This is a genomic window from Indibacter alkaliphilus LW1, assembly GCF_000295935.2.
Lineage (GTDB): Bacteria > Bacteroidota > Bacteroidia > Cytophagales > Cyclobacteriaceae > Indibacter > Indibacter alkaliphilus.
In genome coordinates this window covers 106,002-126,366 of sequence record NZ_ALWO02000054.1, presented here as the reverse complement: position 1 = coordinate 126,366, position 20,365 = coordinate 106,002, and the positions used below count along the sequence as shown (strand labels likewise).

At 36.4% G+C, this 20,365-nt stretch carries 18 protein-coding genes; 8 read left to right on the top strand and 10 right to left on the bottom strand.

Annotated elements, in window-relative coordinates; genetic code table 11:
- Positions 1-13 precede the first annotated feature (13 nt).
- Together A33Q_RS21260 and A33Q_RS21255 are read right to left on the bottom strand one after the other, a co-directional pair.
- Complete coding sequence (locus A33Q_RS21260; RefSeq protein ID WP_009035488.1) at positions 14-583, bottom strand: RNA polymerase sigma factor; 570 nt, start codon at positions 581-583, stop codon at positions 14-16.
- Positions 584-877: 294 nt separating this feature from the next.
- Positions 878-1,852, bottom strand: coding sequence for a Kelch repeat-containing protein (locus A33Q_RS21255; protein WP_009035487.1), 975 nt, complete (start codon positions 1,850-1,852; stop codon positions 878-880).
- A 60-nt stretch (positions 1,853-1,912) separates the two neighbouring features.
- Here A33Q_RS21255 and A33Q_RS22510 point away from each other — a divergent pair, with 60 nt between their 5' ends.
- From A33Q_RS22510 to A33Q_RS21235, 5 genes are all read left to right on the top strand, one after another.
- Complete coding sequence (locus A33Q_RS22510) at positions 1,913-2,044, top strand: hypothetical protein (protein WP_016255712.1); 132 nt, start codon at positions 1,913-1,915, stop codon at positions 2,042-2,044.
- Positions 2,045-2,223: 179 nt separating this feature from the next.
- Positions 2,224-4,902, top strand: a complete 2,679-nt coding sequence (locus A33Q_RS21250; RefSeq protein WP_040490804.1) for a ligand-binding sensor domain-containing protein — start codon at positions 2,224-2,226, stop codon at positions 4,900-4,902.
- The gene (locus tag A33Q_RS21245; RefSeq protein WP_009035485.1) at positions 4,886-5,287 is read left to right on the top strand and encodes a response regulator; all 402 of its coding nucleotides are present in this window, start codon (positions 4,886-4,888) and stop codon (positions 5,285-5,287) included. Before A33Q_RS21250 ends, A33Q_RS21245 begins: the two co-directional genes overlap by 17 nt.
- 59 nt (positions 5,288-5,346) lie before the next feature.
- Positions 5,347-5,565: a hypothetical protein gene (locus tag A33Q_RS21240; RefSeq protein WP_009035484.1), complete on the top strand. Its 219-nt coding sequence runs from the start codon at positions 5,347-5,349 to the stop codon at positions 5,563-5,565.
- Positions 5,566-6,045: 480 nt separating this feature from the next.
- Positions 6,046-8,742 (top strand): CHAT domain-containing protein, encoded by a 2,697-nt coding sequence (locus tag A33Q_RS21235; protein WP_016255711.1) that lies wholly within the window; start codon positions 6,046-6,048, stop codon positions 8,740-8,742.
- A 71-nt stretch (positions 8,743-8,813) separates the two neighbouring features.
- On the opposite strand, the gene A33Q_RS21230 is transcribed toward A33Q_RS21235, so the two are convergent.
- Both A33Q_RS21230 and A33Q_RS21225 read right to left on the bottom strand, forming a co-directional pair.
- Entirely contained in the window at positions 8,814-9,530 is a 717-nt protein-coding gene (locus A33Q_RS21230) for a tetratricopeptide repeat protein (protein WP_009035481.1), read from the bottom strand.
- Complete coding sequence (locus tag A33Q_RS21225; RefSeq protein ID WP_009035480.1) at positions 9,523-10,068, bottom strand: RNA polymerase sigma factor; 546 nt, start codon at positions 10,066-10,068, stop codon at positions 9,523-9,525. The genes A33Q_RS21230 and A33Q_RS21225 overlap by 8 nt, the downstream gene beginning before the upstream one ends.
- A 353-nt stretch (positions 10,069-10,421) precedes the next feature.
- On the opposite strand from A33Q_RS21225, the gene A33Q_RS21220 reads away from it, so the two are divergent.
- The 3 genes from A33Q_RS21220 to A33Q_RS21210 all read left to right on the top strand — a co-directional run bounded on the left by A33Q_RS21220 (position 10,422) and on the right by A33Q_RS21210 (position 13,025).
- Complete coding sequence (locus tag A33Q_RS21220; RefSeq protein ID WP_016255710.1) at positions 10,422-11,681, top strand: hypothetical protein; 1,260 nt, start codon at positions 10,422-10,424, stop codon at positions 11,679-11,681.
- An 89-nt stretch (positions 11,682-11,770) separates the two neighbouring features.
- A complete protein-coding gene (locus tag A33Q_RS21215; RefSeq protein ID WP_009035478.1) occupies positions 11,771-12,316 on the top strand; it encodes a hypothetical protein in 546 nt (181 codons plus the stop codon).
- 91 nt (positions 12,317-12,407) lie between these two features.
- Positions 12,408-13,025, top strand: coding sequence for a hypothetical protein (locus tag A33Q_RS21210; RefSeq protein ID WP_009035477.1), 618 nt, complete (start codon positions 12,408-12,410; stop codon positions 13,023-13,025).
- A gap of 318 nt (positions 13,026-13,343) precedes the next feature.
- Here A33Q_RS21210 and A33Q_RS22260 read toward each other — a convergent pair whose 3' ends face one another.
- From A33Q_RS22260 to A33Q_RS21185, 6 genes are all read right to left on the bottom strand, one after another.
- Positions 13,344-13,481 carry a hypothetical protein gene (locus A33Q_RS22260; protein WP_009035476.1) on the bottom strand — a complete coding sequence of 46 codons (138 nt, stop codon included), beginning with the start codon at positions 13,479-13,481 and terminating at the stop codon, positions 13,344-13,346.
- Between the two features lie 80 nt (positions 13,482-13,561).
- Positions 13,562-14,341, bottom strand: a complete 780-nt coding sequence (locus tag A33Q_RS21205) for a hypothetical protein (RefSeq protein WP_009035475.1) — start codon at positions 14,339-14,341, stop codon at positions 13,562-13,564.
- On the bottom strand, positions 14,338-15,639 hold the full coding sequence (locus tag A33Q_RS21705) for a fibronectin type III domain-containing protein (protein WP_009035474.1): 1,302 nt from the start codon (positions 15,637-15,639) through the stop codon (positions 14,338-14,340). Before A33Q_RS21705 ends, A33Q_RS21205 begins: the two co-directional genes overlap by 4 nt.
- The gene (locus A33Q_RS21195) at positions 15,636-17,018 is read right to left on the bottom strand and encodes an alkaline phosphatase (RefSeq protein ID WP_009035473.1); all 1,383 of its coding nucleotides are present in this window, start codon (positions 17,016-17,018) and stop codon (positions 15,636-15,638) included. Before A33Q_RS21195 ends, A33Q_RS21705 begins: the two co-directional genes overlap by 4 nt.
- 12 nt (positions 17,019-17,030) lie before the next feature.
- Complete coding sequence (locus A33Q_RS21190; protein WP_009035472.1) at positions 17,031-18,239, bottom strand: porin; 1,209 nt, start codon at positions 18,237-18,239, stop codon at positions 17,031-17,033.
- Positions 18,240-18,674: 435 nt separating this feature from the next.
- A complete protein-coding gene (locus tag A33Q_RS21185) occupies positions 18,675-20,324 on the bottom strand; it encodes a RagB/SusD family nutrient uptake outer membrane protein (protein ID WP_084328525.1) in 1,650 nt (549 codons plus the stop codon).
- Between the last annotated feature and the right edge of the window lie 41 nt (positions 20,325-20,365).

The following is a 20,365-nucleotide window of genomic DNA, read 5'->3' as shown; positions in this document are numbered from 1 at the left end:
ACCTAAGATTAACTCAAGCCTTTATATTAAGTATAGCAAAAATGATTAAGGGACTGTATTCCTTAAGTTCTGAACGAAGAAAGTTGAGTGTTTTCTGAATTGAATTATGAACAGATTGAGGAGCCATCCCTTTTAATCCCGCAATTTCAACAGCGGTCAACCCTTTATATTTATACATCCTGAAAATTTCAGCACTAGAGATAGGCAGAAGGTCCAATTTGGACTCTATAATTGAATAAAGTTCATCCAATTCAAGAATAGAATCGGATGAAAAAGTATCTACTCTCTGCCTTTCCTGTAACTCCTCATATTCTCTGGAACTATCCAGCGCCTTGAAAACACCATACTTAACAGCTGTAAAGAGATATACTTCCAGACTTCTTTTGATCTCTAGTGATTCCTTCCTTTTCCAAAGATCAATAAATACATCCTGCACTACATCCTTAGCCAGATCCTGGGATTTGAGTCTGGTAAATGCAGCTGAAAAAAGCGGGTCCCAGTATTTGTAAAATAAACTGTCAAAGGCCTTAGAATCCCCCTTTTTAATTTTGAAAAGCAAATGGCTGTCTGTATCGGTTTTCATAATCACTTGAATTACCAAATTTACCTTTGTAACTGTCTACATTCAAGGAATTGGTTTTTATCAAATTATTAAGAAAATTTTGCTGAAGAATTACACAATCAAGTAAGGTACACTACCCTAAATAGGACTTGCTGAAAAAGTCTCCTGTATGCCAGACTTACCTACCGGTCAGACAGGTTCGAAGCGGGCGAATGAAAATGAAATCAATAAATTGTATGGGGAATAGAATAAAGCAAACAAAAACCTAAGAATTAATTTGAATTCTTATTCAGTTTGTAAGCCCTTGTTTCAATTTTATTTCCACTCCAGACATTCTATATCATTCAACTCCGGTCCTCCTCCACGGTTGGCACTTCCAGCAGCAACATATACTTTACCTTTCCAATATACCACACCTGTGCCATGTCTCCCTTGATTAAGATCAGGCAACCTTGTCCAGGTTTCATTTCTGGTATCCAGAACCTCAACTTCAGAATGCCCCTGAACTTGATGAATACTTTCACCATTCATAACCAGAAGATATGGCTCATTTCCAATACTAGAGGTGCCGCCCCTTGGGGTAGGTAAGTCTGCACTCACTGTAGACCAGGTATTGGTATTAAAATCGAAAAAATCCACTTCAGGAATGGTCAACTCCAATACTTTTCCGATTTCAGCATGAGAAGTCCTTCCTCCTGCAACATAAGCCCTATCCCCAACCAATGAGGCTGAAAAATGATCCCTCGGCCGAGGAGCATCAGGCAATACTTTCCACTCTTTTGTTTTGGTGTCATATTCATCAAACCAAGGAACAAATCCATTCCAATGTCCATCAATAATACCACAGACCATGTAGATTTTATCTCCACGGGAAAAAACTCCAGCAGATCCCCGACGTCTGCTTTCGGGGATTTCAGGTCCTTTCCTCCAGCTATTGTCTTTGGGGTTAAAAATCAAAAATTCCGGGATTGGAGTTTCATGAGGATATGGCCCTGTAAATGCACCTAAAACGTAAATCTCATTTTCGAATGAAATGGCCTGAAAGTGATGAAATTCCATTGGGCTAACTGAAAGTACTGTCCATTCATTCGTTTCGGGGTCAAAAGCTTCCACAGGTCTCTCTCCTCTACCACCTAGAGCGTAGAATTTCCCATTACACTCAACCAGGGAGTTTTCATGCCTTGGCACAGCTTGGTTGGCTGCCTGAAGTTTTTTCCAATTTGCCCCTACCGACTGAGCGGAAGCTATTGAGGATACAAGTATAAGAAATGAAAAAAGAAATGATTTCATAGGCTTGTTGGTTTGTTGGAATGAACAGGAAATTTACATTTTTTAAATCAGAGTTTCATTATGGATAAGAAAACTTGTCATTTTCACAGATCAAGCGAGTTGGCTTTTGGCTGGTTTACCTTTTTTATTTATTCATACCGGACATGGTATTTCAAAGAATGGTTGGATATTTATCCATACAAAGAGCAGTAAAATCATTCGATTCAACACAATCCGGTTGATTTTAAAATATCTAAAAAACTTGTTTTACTACATAAAATACAAATTAAATTCTATAAAAAAACCCTCATAATTAATTCTTACAATAACTTTTTATACACCGACAAATAATATACTTTTGATCAAATCACGCACTAACCGAAGGTTTAAAAATGATGGTCAAAGTATCCTTCCTTCAAAAGATTTTATTCGTTTATTGTACCCTTTTTCTATTTTCTGTCACGGCTTCTTATCCCCAACAATGGGATATAACTGAAAAAGAAACTGTCTTTGTAAGAACTGATTGGAACAATTCCAATGGACTTCCTGTGAACACAGTTTTCAGAACAGCACAGGACCAAAACGACTTTATATGGATGGCTACAGAAGAAGGGTTGGTGCGGTTTGATGGCAGGTCATTTAAAAACTTCAACCATAGCAATCATCCAAACATCCAAACCCCAACCTTCAATGACCTGACTGCTTCTCAGACCGGAGGGGTATTTGCTGCAAATTCAAATGCCCTGGTGCATGCATCTTTCAATAAACTTGAAGTATATAATAGCCCAAGAGAACTAGGTCCAGTAAGATTTACTTCCATCACGGAGACTTCATCAGGGGAAGTTTATTTAGGGACTCAGAATGGATTGCTTTTTTTATTTCATGAAAGTGAGTTTAAAGAAGTGTACCGCCCTGAATCAATGAAAATAGGCTATATCAGAGAGCTGGAAGATTTTGGTGACCACCTTTTACTTGGAGGGATAAATGGCCTTTTTTCTTTTGATAAAAATTCAGGAAAATTCCATGAATATGATCTATTGTCAGGCAAAGATGTAAAAGCAATCCAGATTACACCTGATCTTGATGTTTACATTGGAACTAGATTACATGGACTTTATCTTCATAAAGATGGCTTTGTGACAAAAATGGAGTTTCCTAAAGAAAAAGATCTGGGAGAAATCAGTGCACTGGAATATTCAAGTGTTGATAAAAGTATGTGGGTTGGAACTACTTCGCAGGGAATTTTTAAAATAAGGGGAGAGGAGCTCATTGCATACCCTGATCTCAGCAAAAATTTAAATGAAGTCTGGAATATTTTTGAAGATAATAAAGAGGCACTTTGGACCAGTGGATTGGGAATTGGAATTTCCAGATTCAGCCAATCGACTTTGGAAATCTTAGGGGAAAAATCCGGGTTAAGCCATGGGGTTATTCTGGCTACTTTAGAAGATAGCAAAAAAGGACTTTGGTTGGGTACTCCTGGAGGTGGGCTCAACAGAGTAACTTCCAATGGAGTTCAGCACTTTACTACCAAAGAGGGACTAAGCCATGATCTGATTCTGAGCCTTGCTCAAAGAGGTAATGAGTTATTTATTGGTACAGGAAACGGATTGAATAGAATCGACTTAAACACTTTGAAAATAGATAATGATTTTTTTGGAAAGCTAAATTTTGAGGAAGAGGTGATATATTCCTTACTAAAGGATTCGAAAAACAATATATGGGTAGGCACCAATAATGGAACCCTTTCAAAACTGGCCCTTGACGGAACCTTGAAGACGATAGAGTTGAAAAATGAACTGCTTGATGCTGAAGTCATTTTTGGTATGGAAGACAGCAATGGTCTACTATGGTTTGGCACTTTTGGAAATGGCTTTTTTTCAATCAATAAACAAGAAGAAGTTCATCACTACCCTATATATGACATAGCGCCCTCTCAAATGGTCACCGGAATTTTGGAAGATACTGAAGGAGACTTATGGATCAGTACACCCGATGGATTGATTTTACATTCAAATGGCCAGATTCGTATTTTCGGAAAGAAAAATGGGTTTCAGTTTGACGGGATTTTCAAAATGATTCCTGATGATGATGGACTGCTTTGGATGAGTGGAAACCATGGGATTCAGAATACTTCCATGGCCCAACTTATGGAACTGAAGAAATCAAAGGATGACAATCACCGGATTGCATTTACGCTCTTTGATAAGTCAGATGGTCTGAAAAATAATGAGTTCAATGGAGGATTTCATCCTGCGGGATGGAAGCTTTCAAGCGGTAAGATGGTGTTTCCCAGTATGGAAGGTGCAGTTATCGTAAACCCCAAAAAAATCAAAGAACAAAATCCTCTTGCATCACCGTATCTTGAATCTTTGAATTTTGAAAACCAAGAGATGCTTATTAGTAATGGCATACATGTACCTGCAGGAGTCAATTTCTTCAATATCAGTTATGGAAATATTGAATTCGACAAACCTAATTCGATACGATATGCATATAGAATCAAAGAACTGGGTTCCCAATGGATAGACAACGAAAACAGAACAAAAGCTTATTTCACCGGATTGAATCCAGGAAAATATGAGTTTCAGGTCAGAGCCGAACAGTTCGGGGTATTTTCTGAAATCACTTCGGTTAACTTTACTATAGACGCATATTACTACCAAACTATTTGGTTTAAAATTTTGATCATTTTGTTCGTATTCATTATGGGATTTGGGGTAAGGACTCTAATCATCAATAAGCGTTTGAAGGTAGAACTTCAGCAAAAAATCAAATCACAGACAAATGACCTACATGCCAAAAATGAAAGCCTGATGATGGCTTTGGCCCATTTGGAAAAACACAATAAATTGTTGGAGGATGTTGCCTGGACTCAGTCCCACCAATTCAGGGGGCCTCTTTCCAAAATCCTTGGAATGGTTGAAGTACTTAAAAATTATGACAACTATAAAAAGATAGAGAAAACCAAAGCCGAAATTTTAAAAGAAATTGAAATGAGTTCTATAGAACTTGATCAAATTCTACGAAAATTAAATTTAAAACTAGAGGAACATGAAGCAGAACGATGATTCCAAGATCCCTGTAATCATAATTGATGACGAACCTGGTATTTTGTTTCTGCATGAGCTGATGGTCGAAGAAAGCAATCTGTCAGATCAGGTATTCACTTTTACGAATCCGGTAGAAGGATTGGACTATATTACAAATCTTGTCAAAAAAAGCAACCGGATTCTGATTCTACTTGACATCAATATGCCGGAAATGACTGGTTGGGAAATTCTTGAAAAGCTTGAAGAAATGGAAATTACCGATCAGGTCAATGTCATCATGGCTACTTCCTCCATCCAAAAATCTGACAGAGTGAAAAGTCAAAACTATCCTTCTGTGAAAATGTATCTGGAAAAACCTATTGACTTGGAAACTTGTCTGTTGATCAAGGACTCGTTACTTTGAACAGAATTTAGTAAGAATCTAAAGAGCCCCAAAAGACGAAAGAGTGGTACAAAAAACACTTGGGACTGGAAACAGATCAGTGGGGCACCAATTTTGAGTGGAGACAAGGGAGTGATCCTTTAAAAAAGGGGTTTACCCAATGGAGTTCTTCAGCAGAAGAGTCAACGCATTTTGTGCAATCAGAAAAAGATTTTATCATCAATCACAGCGTAGAAAACCTTGAAGCATTGCAGAAAAAATTAAAAAAATACCACTTAGAAAGCGGCATTGAGGAATAGCCTGAAAGCAGGATTCAATCCTTCACTTTCTTAGTGATATAAAACGTGTGACTTCTTCCATATTTGTCAGTTTCTTTAAGTGATTTCATTTGTATTTCAATGAAAATTTCCACAAAACACTAATTCTTGATAAATCCAGTCTGTAATGATTTACATGCATCAACCTAAACAAAAGCCAACCATTTAAATGATTTTAATTTTTTAATCTACACATTCCAATTAGTTTAAGATTTTTCTAGAGTTAAACACTATTTAACAATGAGAGAAGTTTTTAGAGTTTGTTTTCTGTTTTTTCTGACTTGCTTATATCAAGTTTCTGGAATTTGCCAGCATAAAGAAATTATCCCAAAGGAGAAGATTAAAGAGCATACAGTATTAATAGAAAAGGAACTATTCAAATTAAAAGAAAATAATGGATCATCGCATTCAGAGCTATCAATTCAGAATGAGAAGGATTTATACATCCAATTCAAAAATCAAATGCTTCTTAAAAGTGGGGCTAAGGAATATGAAGAAGCTGTTGCAATAGGTCTTTCATGTGAGTTGGCATTTTCGGATCACTTGAACATTGAAGAAAAGGCGGCTCTATTTTACAACATTGGGACATCCATGGATAAAATGGAGGCTTATCAAGACGCATTGATCTATTATAAAAAAGCAATTGACAATTATGAGTCAATTGAAGATTTATCAGACTCTGAGCTGGTGAATAATCTAGCTATGGCCTACAATAATATTGGAGTTATACATGCCTATACGGGTTTTTTCACAAAGAGGAAAGAAGCATACCTAAGAGCCAAGAAATTATGGGAAGGGCAGTCTCAGGTAAATGCGGCTAACCTCTTATCTCTTTATGGGAATCTAATAAGGCTGTATCGTCAATATGGGGACAAGACTTCAGCGGGCGAATTAATAAATTCAATCAATCAAAATTTCAAAATTTGGTTTGATAGCGGAGCTTTTGAAAGTAAGGAATCTGAGTTTGAAAATTCAAAACCTTTGAATTTTTACTTAGTAGAAAAGCATAGGCTCAATATTCTGTATACTGATTTAACAAATGATAAGAAAGCCGGCATTTCACATCTAGATAGTTTAATGAATTATTTCAATAAAATGGATAAGACAGATCAGGAAAACTATTCTGACTATCTACTTAATGCAATAAGCAGTGCAGCTGCTCCTTTGGTGAATTACGATGACCCAAATGAAAAACTTTTAAAAAAACAATACCTCGATCTGGGAATGAATGAAAGTATTCGTTTAAAAAACAGATACAACCAAATGATCTTTCATACTCAACTGGTTTCATTTTACCTTAATTCTGCTGATGATTATGACAAAGCACTGGTTCATTTAGACCATGCTTTGGAAATAGGTAGGCGGATGGATATCCGTGAATTCAACCTTCTTAATATTTTTTTCAAAAAGGGAGATGTACTTCAAAAATCCAATAGGTTTGATCAAGCGGAAAAGATTGTTTATCAAGGCTTTTCAGTTTTAATGGGAGATTCTATAAACAACCTGATGGAAGTTGATCTTGAAGCATTCAAAGAAAAAAATGATATCTATTATATCAATGCTTTAATGGAGGTTGCAAAAATTTATAAAAATGAATTTGAAAAGGAAGGAAACCTCAAGCATGCCCGGGTATCCTTTCATTATTACAACATTGCAGCTAATATTTTTAACGTTTACTACCAAAAAGGAATTTACAATCCATGGCTTGATCAGACAAACAAAGAAATCAGTGAGGGTTTGGTTATGATGCATATGGCCTTAGGTAAAGAAAATCATGGTTCTTTATTAAATACCATCGAAAACAATGCATCCCAACACCTCTGGAAAGAATTTGAAGCTAAATATCAACACTATTCACCAGTTTCCGACAGTCTTTTTTTGATGAAAAGTCAATTGTCTTTGCTCGCTGATAGTGAGTTTAGAAATGATTCCATCAATTCACTTTTGGAAAAAGTTCAAAATGAAATCATTTCGAATAACCCATCATTTGAAGCATTTTTTGAAAACAGGTTTGAGCTGGCAAACTTTCAAAAAGTCCTCAGTCCTGAAATAGTTGTGTTAAATTACGCAGTTACTGCCTCAGAAGTCTTTTTATTTTTGATTACAAAAGATGAGGTATCACTAAGGTCATTGGGCAGAAAAGAAGAAGTCCTGCAAAAGACACTTGAATATTACAATACGCTAAGGTATATCCACAAAGATTTTGGAGATCTATCAAAAGAACTTTACAGTCTCTTGATTCCCGAATCATTGAATTTGGATAAAAAAGTTAGTCAGATCGTTGTTCTTCCTGAAGATTTATTGAATCTGATTCCTTTTGAAAGTCTCACAAACCCCAAAACCAATGCTTTATTGCTCAAAGATTATAATATTAGCTATTCCTATTCTTTAAGGATATGGCAATTGCAACAAGTTCAAATGAAGAACCCAAATCACAAAGGTATTCTTGCAGTCTTTTCTCCCGAATATGATGATCAGGTTTATTTAGATTCAAACACCAAAGCTACCCAGCTTGGTGCTATTGACGGTGCAAGGTTGGAATCTGAATTTATTGCAGGAAGATTAAAGGGTGACATTTACTCCAAAGCCATTAAATCAGATTTTCTTGAAAACTCCCAAAACTACAGCATATATCATTTTGCGATGCATGCCAAAATAGATGAAACAGATCATAGCAATTCAGCATTGATTTTTCAGAACAATGAGAGTCTATATTACGAAGAGTTGTATGGTATGGAATTTCCTGCTGACTTAGTAGTATTAAGTGCATGTAATACAGGAGTGGGGAAACTGGAAAAAGGTGAGGGATTAATGAGTATTTCTCGGGCATTAACGTATTCAGGTGTAAGATCTTCAGTATATAGTCTTTGGCAAGTACCTGACTCAGAAACTGCTGAAATCATTATGGAATTTTATAAAAATCTGGAAAACGGAATGCAAAAGTCAGATGCTCTAGCCCAAGCTAAAAGGGACTTTATCCTGAACAACCCATTGAGAAGCCACCCCTATTTTTGGGCTGGGTTTGTTCTAAATGGACATATGGGAAACCTGCCTACTTCAAATTCATTCTCTATCCCTTCAATTGTTTATTGGATTTTGATCTCTGCATTATTGGCAATATTGAGCATTTGGTTTCTTAAGAGTTTCAAGAGGCATTAAAACTGATCTATTTTATCCGATTTTATGATAATTCAGCTTGGAATGACCAACTGAAAAAATATGAAATCCGATTATTTAAGCTTATTTAAAAGCTTAGAGGCTTGTGATGACAACTCACCACCTGATGAAGCAACAGCAGCAATGCTTTCCAAAGCCTTGTCCTTATCACCTGTTTTCAAATAGGCCAACCCTAGATACCAATCGACTACAACAGCGTCAATATGTTGTGAATTAAGGTTGATTCTCTGGAGAGTTTCCAATGCCTCTTCATCTCTATCCTGCATCAGTAAGCTAATTGAAAGATAAACTTCCAGTTCACTTGAGGAATATTCTTCGTTGATTTTTAACATGAGGTGTATAGCCTCCTCATAATTCTTCTGGTCGTAACTCTTCATGGCTTCCAAAAAAACTGTATCATTTTCCCTGTCACTCCTAACCACAGGAGAAAGAACGTTTGGATAAGGCTCCATATATTTAGCATACAGTCTTGATGTTGAGTGGTCGTTCCTGTTTAAAACAAATAGGATTGAGGCAATTAGGAGTACAAAAGATGCTGCCATATGCCAGTATTTCAAGATTAAAGGTTTTGATCGTTGTTGATCCAAGGATTTCAACCTGGATTTTAGAATTTGTCTTTCCTGATGAATCAATGAGTCCCTAAGTTCCTTTTCAAATTTAAATGCCTTAGCGAATTCGGTGTCAGACTTGATAAGTTCTTCTAGCTGATATTTCTCATCTTCAGAAAGATTCCCTTGAAAAAAAGAGTTTATTAAATCTTGATTATCCATAATTCTTCATTAGTTCCTTAAGCTGCTTTAGGCATCTGGATTTCTGACTTTTAGCTGTATCCTTAGAGTCATAACCCATTAGTTCTTGAATTTCATCGAGACCCAGTCCTTGGTAATAAAAAAGTTTAAGTATCTCCTGACATTTTATGCCCAATTTGGAAAACGTATCATGAAGATGTTTCAACCTTAAATCCTGTGTTTCAATTTCAATAATGTCTATTTTATCTAAAATTTCAATCTCACTTATCTCAATAGAACTAAATGCATTTTTAGATTTTATATAAGACAATATTTTATACTTCCCTACCGCAAATAGATATGTTTTGAGACTACTGCTTAGATCGCTTAGTTTTCCCTTTAAGATATTTTCATATAGAACGATAATGCTATCCTGAAAAATATCAAGTGCATCTTCATGAGGGATTTGATATCTATTGGAGAAATCAATAAATGGCTTTTTGTATTTAAGATAGATTTCATCCAAAGCCTTTTTATTTCCTGACTTTAGAGATTGTATCCAATGTGAGTCTTTATTCATTTAATAGTAATTCTCATAAATAGTAAACAAAAATATTTTTTCTAAAAATTTTTGATTCAAATGTTTACCTCTGGCTGACATTGACATTAAGTTATAAAGAGTGCTCACTGAATTAGGGAAAGCACTTTGACCAAACAAAATCCAAATAAACTAAAATTTTTCTAAGGCAAAAATAAAAACTAAATGATAAGTCTCATTCGATTAAATAGGAGCTTAAAATTCGTCCTAAGAACAATACAACTTCATAAATACCCAATACAGATAAATATAACTCATTCAATACTCACAAAAATTAGTTTACCATGAAGATTAGAAAATTTAAACGATTCAATTTTAAAATTTACACTGTTCTTATGCTTTTTTCTTTCATGATTTTCAGTTGTGATGAAAATAATGAACCTGAGCCAATTGATGAAATTTTACCTCCGATCTTATTAGACTGTGGATATTTCAGTCAGGATAGAGTACTTGTAAATGATCCTCAAAGGCCTATAGACTACAGGATTGATTGCTGGGCAAGGATTACGGGTAATTTAAGGATAGAACCTGGAGTAGTAATAGAATTTGAAAATCATTCCGGTCTGTTGGTAGACATGGACAACAATACTTTTGAAATAAACGGAACAGCCAACGAACCGGTATTGCTCACTGGAACATCAAAACAAAAAGGCTATTGGAGGGGGATTTTTTTTACCGAAGCCCATAATCCTAATAATATAATAGAGCATACAATTATAGAATATGCAGGTTCTCAAAACCTTACAAATTCTTCACCTATATATGAAGGCTCTTTGGCATTGAGAGGTGTTTCAGGTACTCCACCTCAATCCCTGACATTGGATCACGTCGAAATCAGAAATGGTGGTAGTATAGGTCTGGATTTACATGCAATCCGCAAAAATTCATCTGTTAGTGTCAGCAATATGACAATAACAGGTAATGAAGATGTCCCGGTGAAAATATCAGCTGAAATGGCTCATATTTTCGATAACACTTCTTCATTTTCGGGTAATGGCGCTGATTATATTAACATCACTAAAGATTATTATGAAATCAAAGACCAAACGGTATCCTGGTCAAAACTGGATGTGCCATACTTGGTTGACGATAGAATTCACATCAATGAAGGTGGTCATCTTACATTACTGGAAGGGATAGAGATTCTCTTTAAACCAAGTGCTTTTCTTCAAGCTGCCCCAAGTGGCAACAATCATGACCTGAGTCTTAAAATCCTGGGCACACCTTCAGAGACAGTATTACTGGCAGCATTCAACGAAAGCAATTGGGGAGGTATATACTTTGGGTTTACACAAGCTGAAAACATCATTGAACACGCCATAATCAAACATGCAAAAGGTGATTTCTCAGTGGGGAATCTTCAAAATTCAGGTGCAATTTATATGCATGCAAATCCAAAGATTTTAATTTCCAACACACTGTTTCAGAATATTCAAAACTATGCATTATATGCCTACACAGGCGCAAGCCCAAATAGACCTGAATTACCAAACCTTGAATTAGACAATAATCTTTTTCAGAATATTGGCAAAGGAGATCCAGAAATGGGGCATTTGGGATGGGGCAATGGAAGGGACAGTCATTACCCTCTTTAGTCCATTCTTTATACCTGCTGCATGGTTTGATTTTAAAAAACCATGCAGCTTGAATTAAATTTTTAAGGGAATAAAAACAGAAATAAATCATGAGAAACAAGCTAAACATAGTTCAATACTTGGGCTTAATCATTACAGTTTTTGCAAGTATTATATGTATTTCGTGTGTGAAAGATGAAGACCCAAAAGGGAATGTCAATTTAAAAGTTGGTGGGAATTTAAGTGGCTTTGTAAATGGCAAACAAATCAACTATGAAGAGTCTCAGGTTATTGTTTATGGCTTAAGCAATACTGTGGGAATTATTGGTAGAGAACGTGCACATCCAGATACAACAAACCAATTAAGAATTGTGATACCTCTTGAACCAAAAACAGGGGTTTTCGACCATCAGGATAATGGCTTTGATGTAAATTATGAAGTCATCACTTTTAATAATGAGAGCGGATATGGGTTCAACCGTAACAAAACCTCCAAAATTGAAATTACTGAATACGAGAAACTTGGCAGTATTCAAGACACAACCTATTACAGTGTAAAAGGTACTTTTGAAAGGGCCGGCATGCTCAATATGGGAAATGATATGCTTTCAATTACCGATGGGGAATTTGACTTTATATATAAAATCTGGTTTTAGCAGCCCCACCCTACTGATTTTCTAAATATGAAAATCAGTATACCACTTGATCAACAACATATTAAAACTACATGAATCAAAATCAACACCTATGAAAATTCTATTTAGTTTCCTTATTTATTCTTTAAGCATATTGGTAAATAAAAATGTTATCAATGAGAATACTATTCACCTAAGCGAGGATATTAAAATTCAGCAGAATCATGAAAACTATGCTTCATTTAAGATAGATGGGGCTTGGGAAGGCTCAAAAAATGGTACAGCAATACTGAGGTTACATGAAGGCAACGAAAGGCATTTTATGACTATTGAGATCAACGATAAACAAACAACACCTGATTTTATTCTAAAATTCCAAATTCAGTCTTGGGACCCGATTGGGCTTCCTTCACCTGGTGAATATAGCCTAGTCCAGACAAGTGATCCGGAAAATGGTTACTCAGGGGGTATAGGAGTTACTTTCACAAAGATTCTTGAATACAATGGTCCAAACTACTATTCTAATAAGGCTTTGGAATATAAAGCTCCTGATTCTTGGAAAGGTACTCCGCAAGGAAAACTTATAATTGAAAGCATTGATGAAAATTATATCACTGGGAAATTTGAGTTTTTGCTATGGGAACATGCATCCATCAACAAAGCTCCCCTCACAAAGGAAAAAATAACCATCAGTGAAGGTAAGTTTAAGGCCTTGATTGCAAAAAATTAATCAGTGCAGATTTTAACAAAAAACCTAGTTAAATCAAAAACTTCCCTAATTTTCATGAATAAATGAAAAAGTTCATCTATCGCTTGTCATTCTGATTCCAAATTTTAAGGCCAATTTCTCTCTCACTGAAAATTACGAAAAGTACCAAATGCTTATGTAACATCTACATCCTACATTAACTAGAAGGTTTTTTTTTAAGGCAAAAACCTCCTTTGATCTATCTTTAAAGATCAGATTACCTAAATGATGCTTTATATATATACGATTAAATAAATACCGCCATTTCAGCGGTATTCATAATCAAACAAAGAAAGTATTTCAATCCTTCACTTTCTTATTGATACAAACCGTATGACTCCTTCCATATTTGTCGGTTTCTTTAAGAGATGCTACCTCTATTACCAGATACTTATTGCCTTTATAGTCTGAAATGGAAAAGTGAGGTTTTTCTACCATATAATTTTATTGCCTGAAATTCCACAACTGTCATTCCAATAAACTGACCATTTGACTGACGAATAAATGACTTCCTTAATTTATAATTGAAAAACTGATTCATTATTCTTCCTTTTTTCTTCTATCAGCATGATTGAAAGTAATATCAATGGCAAAACAAGGTTAGGCCACCTCAACAATACTTCTTTGTGCATTAACCATCCGAAACTAAGAAACCTTATAACAAAGGTGATCAAAACCCAAATTGATGCCCATGCATAAATAAAAACTGATGGAGAAAACAAGACAAGAGCGGCTACTAATATGTCGATACCGCCTATAATTTTCAGCATTAGAAGCGCCTGATCTTCATAAATAGGTATTCCTAAATATTCAAAGCTATTGAGAATATATTCAGCAAAGTAGGGATGCGATTGGAGCGACTCCAACCCATGGATAAAAAACACCAGGACAACCCCAATTCTAAAAAGTTGGACTCCAATCTTTTTGGTGTTTTCAAACGTTAAAAACACCAGCCCAAAAGGAAGTAAGTACCTAGGAGACTGACTGATCAATGACCACTTCGTAAAAAAACCACCTCCAAAATCTTGCGTGAGATAGGCAAAAATAAATGCCCCAATCCCTATTAAAGGTATACCATACCAGATTTTAGGCATTAAGCTTATGAAGCCCAATATCAAGAATATAGCAGCAATAGATTTTTCAATTTGTTTTGCCTGGTCAACCGTAACTCCGTAATCTATAAATAAAACAGACCCCAATACACTGCCTGAATTCAGACTTAGGAATAACCCTACCACATAAATGAATATTGAAACCCGTCCAAACATCAATGGTTCAAAAAGGGTAGTTTTATTCATAATTTCCGCGGTTGTCGTGAATATTCGTCTACTACCTTACCATTCTCATCAATTGCCTGAAGCTTTAACTCTTTAGGTGTCAAGCTGATCAGATGGACATGATTGGTACTCCCGCCCATACCCGGAGGTTGAATAAACCATAGAGTTGGATCAACTTTTCTTTGTGGCACGCCCAAGCCACCTTCACCAATATACACTATACCGTCTTTATTTTCTTTTCCTTCAAGGATAGGGACAGTCCTTTTCAGTACATGCCCATCTGACTCCAAAGCCAAGTCCACCAAATATTTGTCAAATATCGGAGTCCATGTTTGTCTTACCCTTGCAAATGTAAAATCGTTGAAGTCTTTGGTTGCCGGATAAGCAGGTCTATGGTAATTAACCAACACCCATCTCTTGTAATGACGGTATTTTTCAAGTTCTCTAACTAACCATCCCTTTTGACTTCCACCAATAATTGTCTCCGTATTCAAGGTAATGACAACTGCGTTTTCACCTAATAAAGTTGTATAGTAAAATGAATTTACATTTTCGCTGCTAATATCACCCAGCCAAAAATTCTCCAAAAACCCTATCGCTTCATCATGGTTACCTTTAGATATAACCAGCGGCAAAATCCTATTATCTTTGGTTGTAGTAAGTTGATGATCTTCAAACCACCAATACAAATGCCTCCAGTTTGCTGTAGATCCGTAATCAGCTCCATGAAATAAAGCGATAATGTCTGGGTTTGATTCAAATAAGATTCTCATCCTTTTATTCATACTCTGCCTAGCGGTATGTGGTGTCCTTCCCGCATACCTCGGTTTCTCACCACCTAATCTTGAATCTCCTCCCCATAAAAACATATTTAAAGTTGAATTACTAGAGCCAGTGATAAAGTAATGCTCTTTAGAAACCGAGTCACCGCTTTTCACAACAAAATAGTATTTTTTACCCGCTTCTAGTTTATTGACTTCAGCGTGATTATAGAAACCTTCAGGAACTCCCTCAGATTTATCCATTGCGGTCATAGTTATCTTCCCTGATCTAACTTCTTTTTGCTCAAAGTTATACCTACTTAGTTCTCCATCTCTGCTGACAGTATCGAAGTACAAAATATTCTCCTGAGTTCTGGAAAAGGAAGTCCAGCTTACAATAGCATGACTTGATGGATCCTCAGTAAAAACCACTCTCAGGTGTTTTACTTCCGAATTTTCAAACTCATTGACTCTAAAAATCCAGGCACTAGCTACACTTGTCAGTAGGAAAAAAACAAAGATTAAAGAAAATTTTTTCTGCTTTTTACTAAATATCATAATTGCGTCGTTTTTAGAATGAAATCATGAAGCTTATAATTTTCTATCATACCCGGTAGCTTTTCTGCTCCGGGCCCGAACATCGCCAGTTCTACAAAAACTCCTGAATGTTCGTTATTAGCCCAGTGTACTGAGAAATGTTTTTCTTGAAAGTCCGCCAAAGATTTAAAAGGAAGTTGCCGGGGATTATACAATCCGGATTTTTCAATATTTTCATAGCTGGCCAATACTCTTTTGGCCTCAGAAACATTCAAAATCACTTTTTGGGAATTCTCAATCAACTCAATAACCTGTCCTGGTGTAAAAGATTTATCGATTTGATTTAAGACCCATTCATTAGAGCAAAGTACATTCTGAAGCCTATCAAAATTAGAATCTGCCTTTTTTCCATAAAAAACACCTGGTTCACCGTTACCATGATCTGTTGTTATTACAACTAAGGTCTGCCCATCTTCTTCTGCAAACTCAATTGCTGCATTTACTGCATTATCAAACTCCAATTGATCATATACAAGTGCAGGAGTATCATTTCCGTGCGCTGCCCAGTCCACTTTACCGCCTTCAACCTGAAGCATAAACCCATTATCATTACTGCTTAGAATCTCTATTGCTTTTTTGGTCATTTCTGTCAAGCTTGGAGTTTTATTTTTCAGTTCAGCCTGATTCTCCCGGTCTACTGAATATGGCAAGGCGTCATCAGCAAAAATACCCAAAGCAGGTCCTGATTTAAGTTCAATTAACTCTTTCCTGCTTCTTACAATTTTATACCCCGATTTTTTAAAACTTTGATATAAATCAGTTCTGTCTTTTCTTTTACTAGAATTAAAATATTTGTCACCACCTCCAAGCCAAAGGTCAAACTTAAGATTGAGATAATCTTGGGCAATTCCTTCCTGATCATTTCGGTTAAAATTGTTTACACAAAAAGAAGCAGGTGTAGCATGTGTAACAGGAACTGTAGTAACACATCCAACAGACTTACCCGCATTTTTGAACTTTTGTAAAATAGGAGTTGGTTTTTCACCGTTTGGCCCAATATTCAAAGCACCATTATCCACTCTCATGCCACCTCCCCAAGCAGATCCTGCAGCAGCAGAATCTGTAACCATGGAGTTGGCTGATGCGGTATCCATCAAAGCCCTTTTTACTTTGTTGTTCACATATAGGTCAACCCAAGCAGATGGTTTACCGTTTTTTCTTCTTTGTAAAATGTCAGCCATATTCAGAGTCCCATGGCTCATACCATCGCTAACCAAAAATATTACGTTTTTGGCGCCATCCCTTACTCCCCTGGGATGTCCAATTGATGATATTGAAGGAACCAGAGTCGTTCCCAGTGTTGCGAGCAATCCTCTTTTAAAAAACGATCTTCTTTTCATATTTTTTTATTTTTAGATTCCGACTTCAATCTGAAACCGTGTAATCACTTGTCTTTTGTTATGACTTCCATTTTGGAAACTGTTCAGATTTTGAAGGGTAATATCGCTTTGTAGCTTTACTCTATGACCTTTTAAGTATTTATTTAAGCCTATGGTAAATTCCGAAACTTCCTCTTCTAAAAATCTGATTTCAGGAAAAGGTACTAGTCTTGAAAATCTGCCAACTAGTTCAAGGTTGGAGGGTAATAAATATCCCATTTGGAAATTCTTCCCTTTTCCTGCGCTGACATATCTTAATTCATTTTCCGACGAAAATGTAAGAGGGTCGGAAGAATTTCTTTCTATGTATTCCGCACTTAATGAGAAACCATTAAACTTGAATAATAAATCAGCCATTCTTGTCTCGATATCTCTCCTCTCGTACAAATAATAACCCAACTGCCCACCACTCCTAAGTGTATTGTTGTTATAGCTATATGTGATACCAAGTGAAACCTTTGGAGATTTTTCCCTCATCAAGTCCCCTTCAAAGTAATCTCCTCCATTGCTGAAATGTCCAAAAGGAAGAACTTCTCCCCTCACTGTATATGCCAGTCCTGGATCGGTGCTTAGAATATTTCTGCCTTCGCCTGTACTAATTGCTCCTCTCAAAACAAACCTATTTTCAACATAGTATGCCTGAATCCCAAAATCCCTGTCAATATTAAATGCCGCGTTGACAATTGATCTATCAGGCAGCTGTAAATCCCCTGATGAATTAACTCTTTGTCTATTTCCTGGTAATTTTGTTTGACCAAGTCCCATTGAAAATTTTTCACTAAACTGATAAATCACCATGGCATCCCGAATAATGTTTGGGAATTGGGTAACATCATAATCCATGTCTCCTCTTGTAAAAGAGAGCTGGATAACATAGGTTAGTTTTGAAGAATAAATAAATCCGTCTAATCTCAATCTCAACCTTCTTATCCTTGCTTCAATTTGATCCAGTCCAAGGCGATCTTCATAAAATGGAGAATGAAAGGCAAATCTATTTTGCATTCTAAACCTGATATTCATTTTGAAAAGACTATCTGGAGCAGTCATTTCCAATCCTTTGCTATACTGGAAGTAAGGTGTCTGGGTCGGGGGAAGTTGCTGAGCATGGGCCCCCGATAGCACAAACAACAAGCAGATTAAACTAATAAAGGTATTGGTGGTTAATGATTTGCTTGAATTCATTTATTCAAGGTCTTTTACTTTAATTACTGTAAAAACTTAAGATCTTATCAGAAGATGTCGGCCCAATCGTAATAATGGAAGTTTTGAATGTTGACATGCCAACAAAGAGTCCATTCGGAAACTTATTGACAAAATGAGGTAGAACTCACTCATGAAACACCGATGTGCAAAGCCTTAACTTCTTTTTCTAGTAATCTATGGTGATTATGTGGATTCTCAGCAGTCCCTTACATGCTCCAATTAAGCTGGACATTTAGAATTTGAGACTTATTCGGTTCTACTTTGACCCACAATGTTAAAGTAGAACCGAAAAATGAAAAGATAAGTGATTGAGGCTCTTTAGTTATCCCATGCAGTCAAATGCTTCCTTCATCATCTGGTTCAGCCAATAATCTTGGTAATAGATTACAATAGGCTAGTTGCCTTCCGAGAAAATTACCATCCTGGATTTTGAGGCATTTTGGAATCTAGATTTGCATCAATTACGGCCTGAGGAATTGGGAAAAGCGTGTCCCTCTCCCTAATTCTTTCACCTCCAAACAAGTTATAAGCTTTTGTTCTTTCAAGCCATTTACCTGTTCTCAACAAAGTATACCTTCGGTATTCTTCATTAAATAATTCACGGGATCTCTCATCAAGGATAAAATCCAGATTTATATCTCCAGCAGTTACCTCACTTGCATTGGACCTTCTCCTTACAATGTTAATGGTTTCTGCAGCTGCTACTAGGTTACCAAGCTTAAACTCTGCTTCAGCTTTCAATAAGTAGGTATCGGCTAATCTTAAAGCGATATAATCATCATAATTGAAATCAGATGCCACATTGTCAGGAATACTTCCTTCAAATTTCCTTGAATAAGGCCAATCATCAACTTCCCAGTTATTATGAGTCAGAGGTTCATTCCAATTCAGTTTTATTGTATCCCCATAAGAATAACCAGGAGGTAGGCGGTCAGCAGAAAAAGGCGCATTTTCCTCAGCATTCTTAAGAATAAAATATTTTCTTATCGCATAGTTGCTAAACCGATCATCCTGAGTCTCATATGAGTTCATAAACCATTGGGTTGGCGCAGTATATGCTTTCCCTCTTCCTCCTCGGTCAAAGGTAATTTGCAAGGGTTGTACTCCATCAATGACAATATCCATATACCTACCCAGATGCATAGCCCGGGTTCGTGGGTTGGTTCCTCCACCTATGAGCTGAAAACCATACTGCCACACCCAAAGGGCCTCTGTATTACCTTCCTCACGATTTTTGTTACCTTCATAAAACATATCCATAAATGGAACCCCCGGCTGGTCCATATAGATACCATATCTTTGGGTTACCAATTGATACGCAGGATTATTTACTACCTGATCTGCCCAATGTAGAGATTTTTCAGGATCATCGATTACCAAATACATCTCTGCAAGAAAATGCTGAACAGCTCCTTTGCTCATTCTCCCCGGAGTTGGTTCTACAGGAATATATTCCTCAGCGAATAATAGGTCTGCTATAATCTGTTCTCGTACTTCGTTTACCGGTGTCCTTTCCCAATCTGTCTTTATGGAACTTCCTGCTGCTTCAACAAGAGAAAGAGGAACATCTCCCCAAAGATAGGTAAGGTGGCGGTATGCCCAGGCGCGAATTGCTTTTGCTTCAGCCACTACGCTGTTTTTATTTCCAATATCATTACCAGGTCCTCCACTCCAGTCCACATTTTCTCCCTCAGCCCTATCAATCATTGTATTTGCAGCATTAATGATTCCATAAAGCCAATCAAAGGTATTTCTTAGATCGCTATTTTCAGGGTTATTGACATCTCCCCACTGAGAGGCAATGACACCAAAATTGGAGAGATAATTGGGAGTCATGTTATCTGTTCCGTTAACAAATACTTGGAATGGCATTCCTGCTCCATTAAGTTCATTTCTTATTTCCGAATAAGCTCCATTTATACCTGTCTGAAAACCTGCATATTCTGTAAACAATCCATCAGAAGTTACCAAATGAGGAGGGTTTTCATTCAAATCCAACATCGAATCACAACTAGATAATTGAATCAAAACCAGTAGAATTGTAGCTATTTTTATATATTTCATCGCTTTAATTTTTATTTTGAAATAATATTTAATTTTAAGGC

Coding starts and splice junctions, on each gene's coding strand:
- A33Q_RS21260 (WP_009035488.1), bottom strand. CDS start 583: ATGAAAACCGATACAGACAGCCATTTGCTTTTCAAAATTAAAAAGGGG.
- A33Q_RS21255 (WP_009035487.1), bottom strand. CDS start 1,852: ATGAAATCATTTCTTTTTTCATTTCTTATACTTGTATCCTCAATAGCT.
- A33Q_RS22510 (WP_016255712.1), top strand. CDS start 1,913: ATGGATAAGAAAACTTGTCATTTTCACAGATCAAGCGAGTTGGCTTTT.
- A33Q_RS21250 (WP_040490804.1), top strand. CDS start 2,224: ATGATGGTCAAAGTATCCTTCCTTCAAAAGATTTTATTCGTTTATTGT.
- A33Q_RS21245 (WP_009035485.1), top strand. CDS start 4,886: ATGAAGCAGAACGATGATTCCAAGATCCCTGTAATCATAATTGATGAC.
- A33Q_RS21235 (WP_016255711.1), top strand. CDS start 6,046: ATGCTTCTTAAAAGTGGGGCTAAGGAATATGAAGAAGCTGTTGCAATA.
- A33Q_RS21230 (WP_009035481.1), bottom strand. CDS start 9,530: ATGGATAATCAAGATTTAATAAACTCTTTTTTTCAAGGGAATCTTTCT.
- A33Q_RS21225 (WP_009035480.1), bottom strand. CDS start 10,068: ATGAATAAAGACTCACATTGGATACAATCTCTAAAGTCAGGAAATAAA.
- A33Q_RS21220 (WP_016255710.1), top strand. CDS start 10,422: ATGCTTTTTTCTTTCATGATTTTCAGTTGTGATGAAAATAATGAACCT.
- A33Q_RS21215 (WP_009035478.1), top strand. CDS start 11,771: ATGAGAAACAAGCTAAACATAGTTCAATACTTGGGCTTAATCATTACA.
- A33Q_RS21210 (WP_009035477.1), top strand. CDS start 12,408: ATGAAAATTCTATTTAGTTTCCTTATTTATTCTTTAAGCATATTGGTA.
- A33Q_RS22260 (WP_009035476.1), bottom strand. CDS start 13,481: ATGGTAGAAAAACCTCACTTTTCCATTTCAGACTATAAAGGCAATAAG.
- A33Q_RS21205 (WP_009035475.1), bottom strand. CDS start 14,341: ATGAATAAAACTACCCTTTTTGAACCATTGATGTTTGGACGGGTTTCA.
- A33Q_RS21705 (WP_009035474.1), bottom strand. CDS start 15,639: ATGATATTTAGTAAAAAGCAGAAAAAATTTTCTTTAATCTTTGTTTTT.
- A33Q_RS21195 (WP_009035473.1), bottom strand. CDS start 17,018: ATGAAAAGAAGATCGTTTTTTAAAAGAGGATTGCTCGCAACACTGGGA.
- A33Q_RS21190 (WP_009035472.1), bottom strand. CDS start 18,239: ATGAATTCAAGCAAATCATTAACCACCAATACCTTTATTAGTTTAATC.
- A33Q_RS21185 (WP_084328525.1), bottom strand. CDS start 20,324: ATGAAATATATAAAAATAGCTACAATTCTACTGGTTTTGATTCAATTA.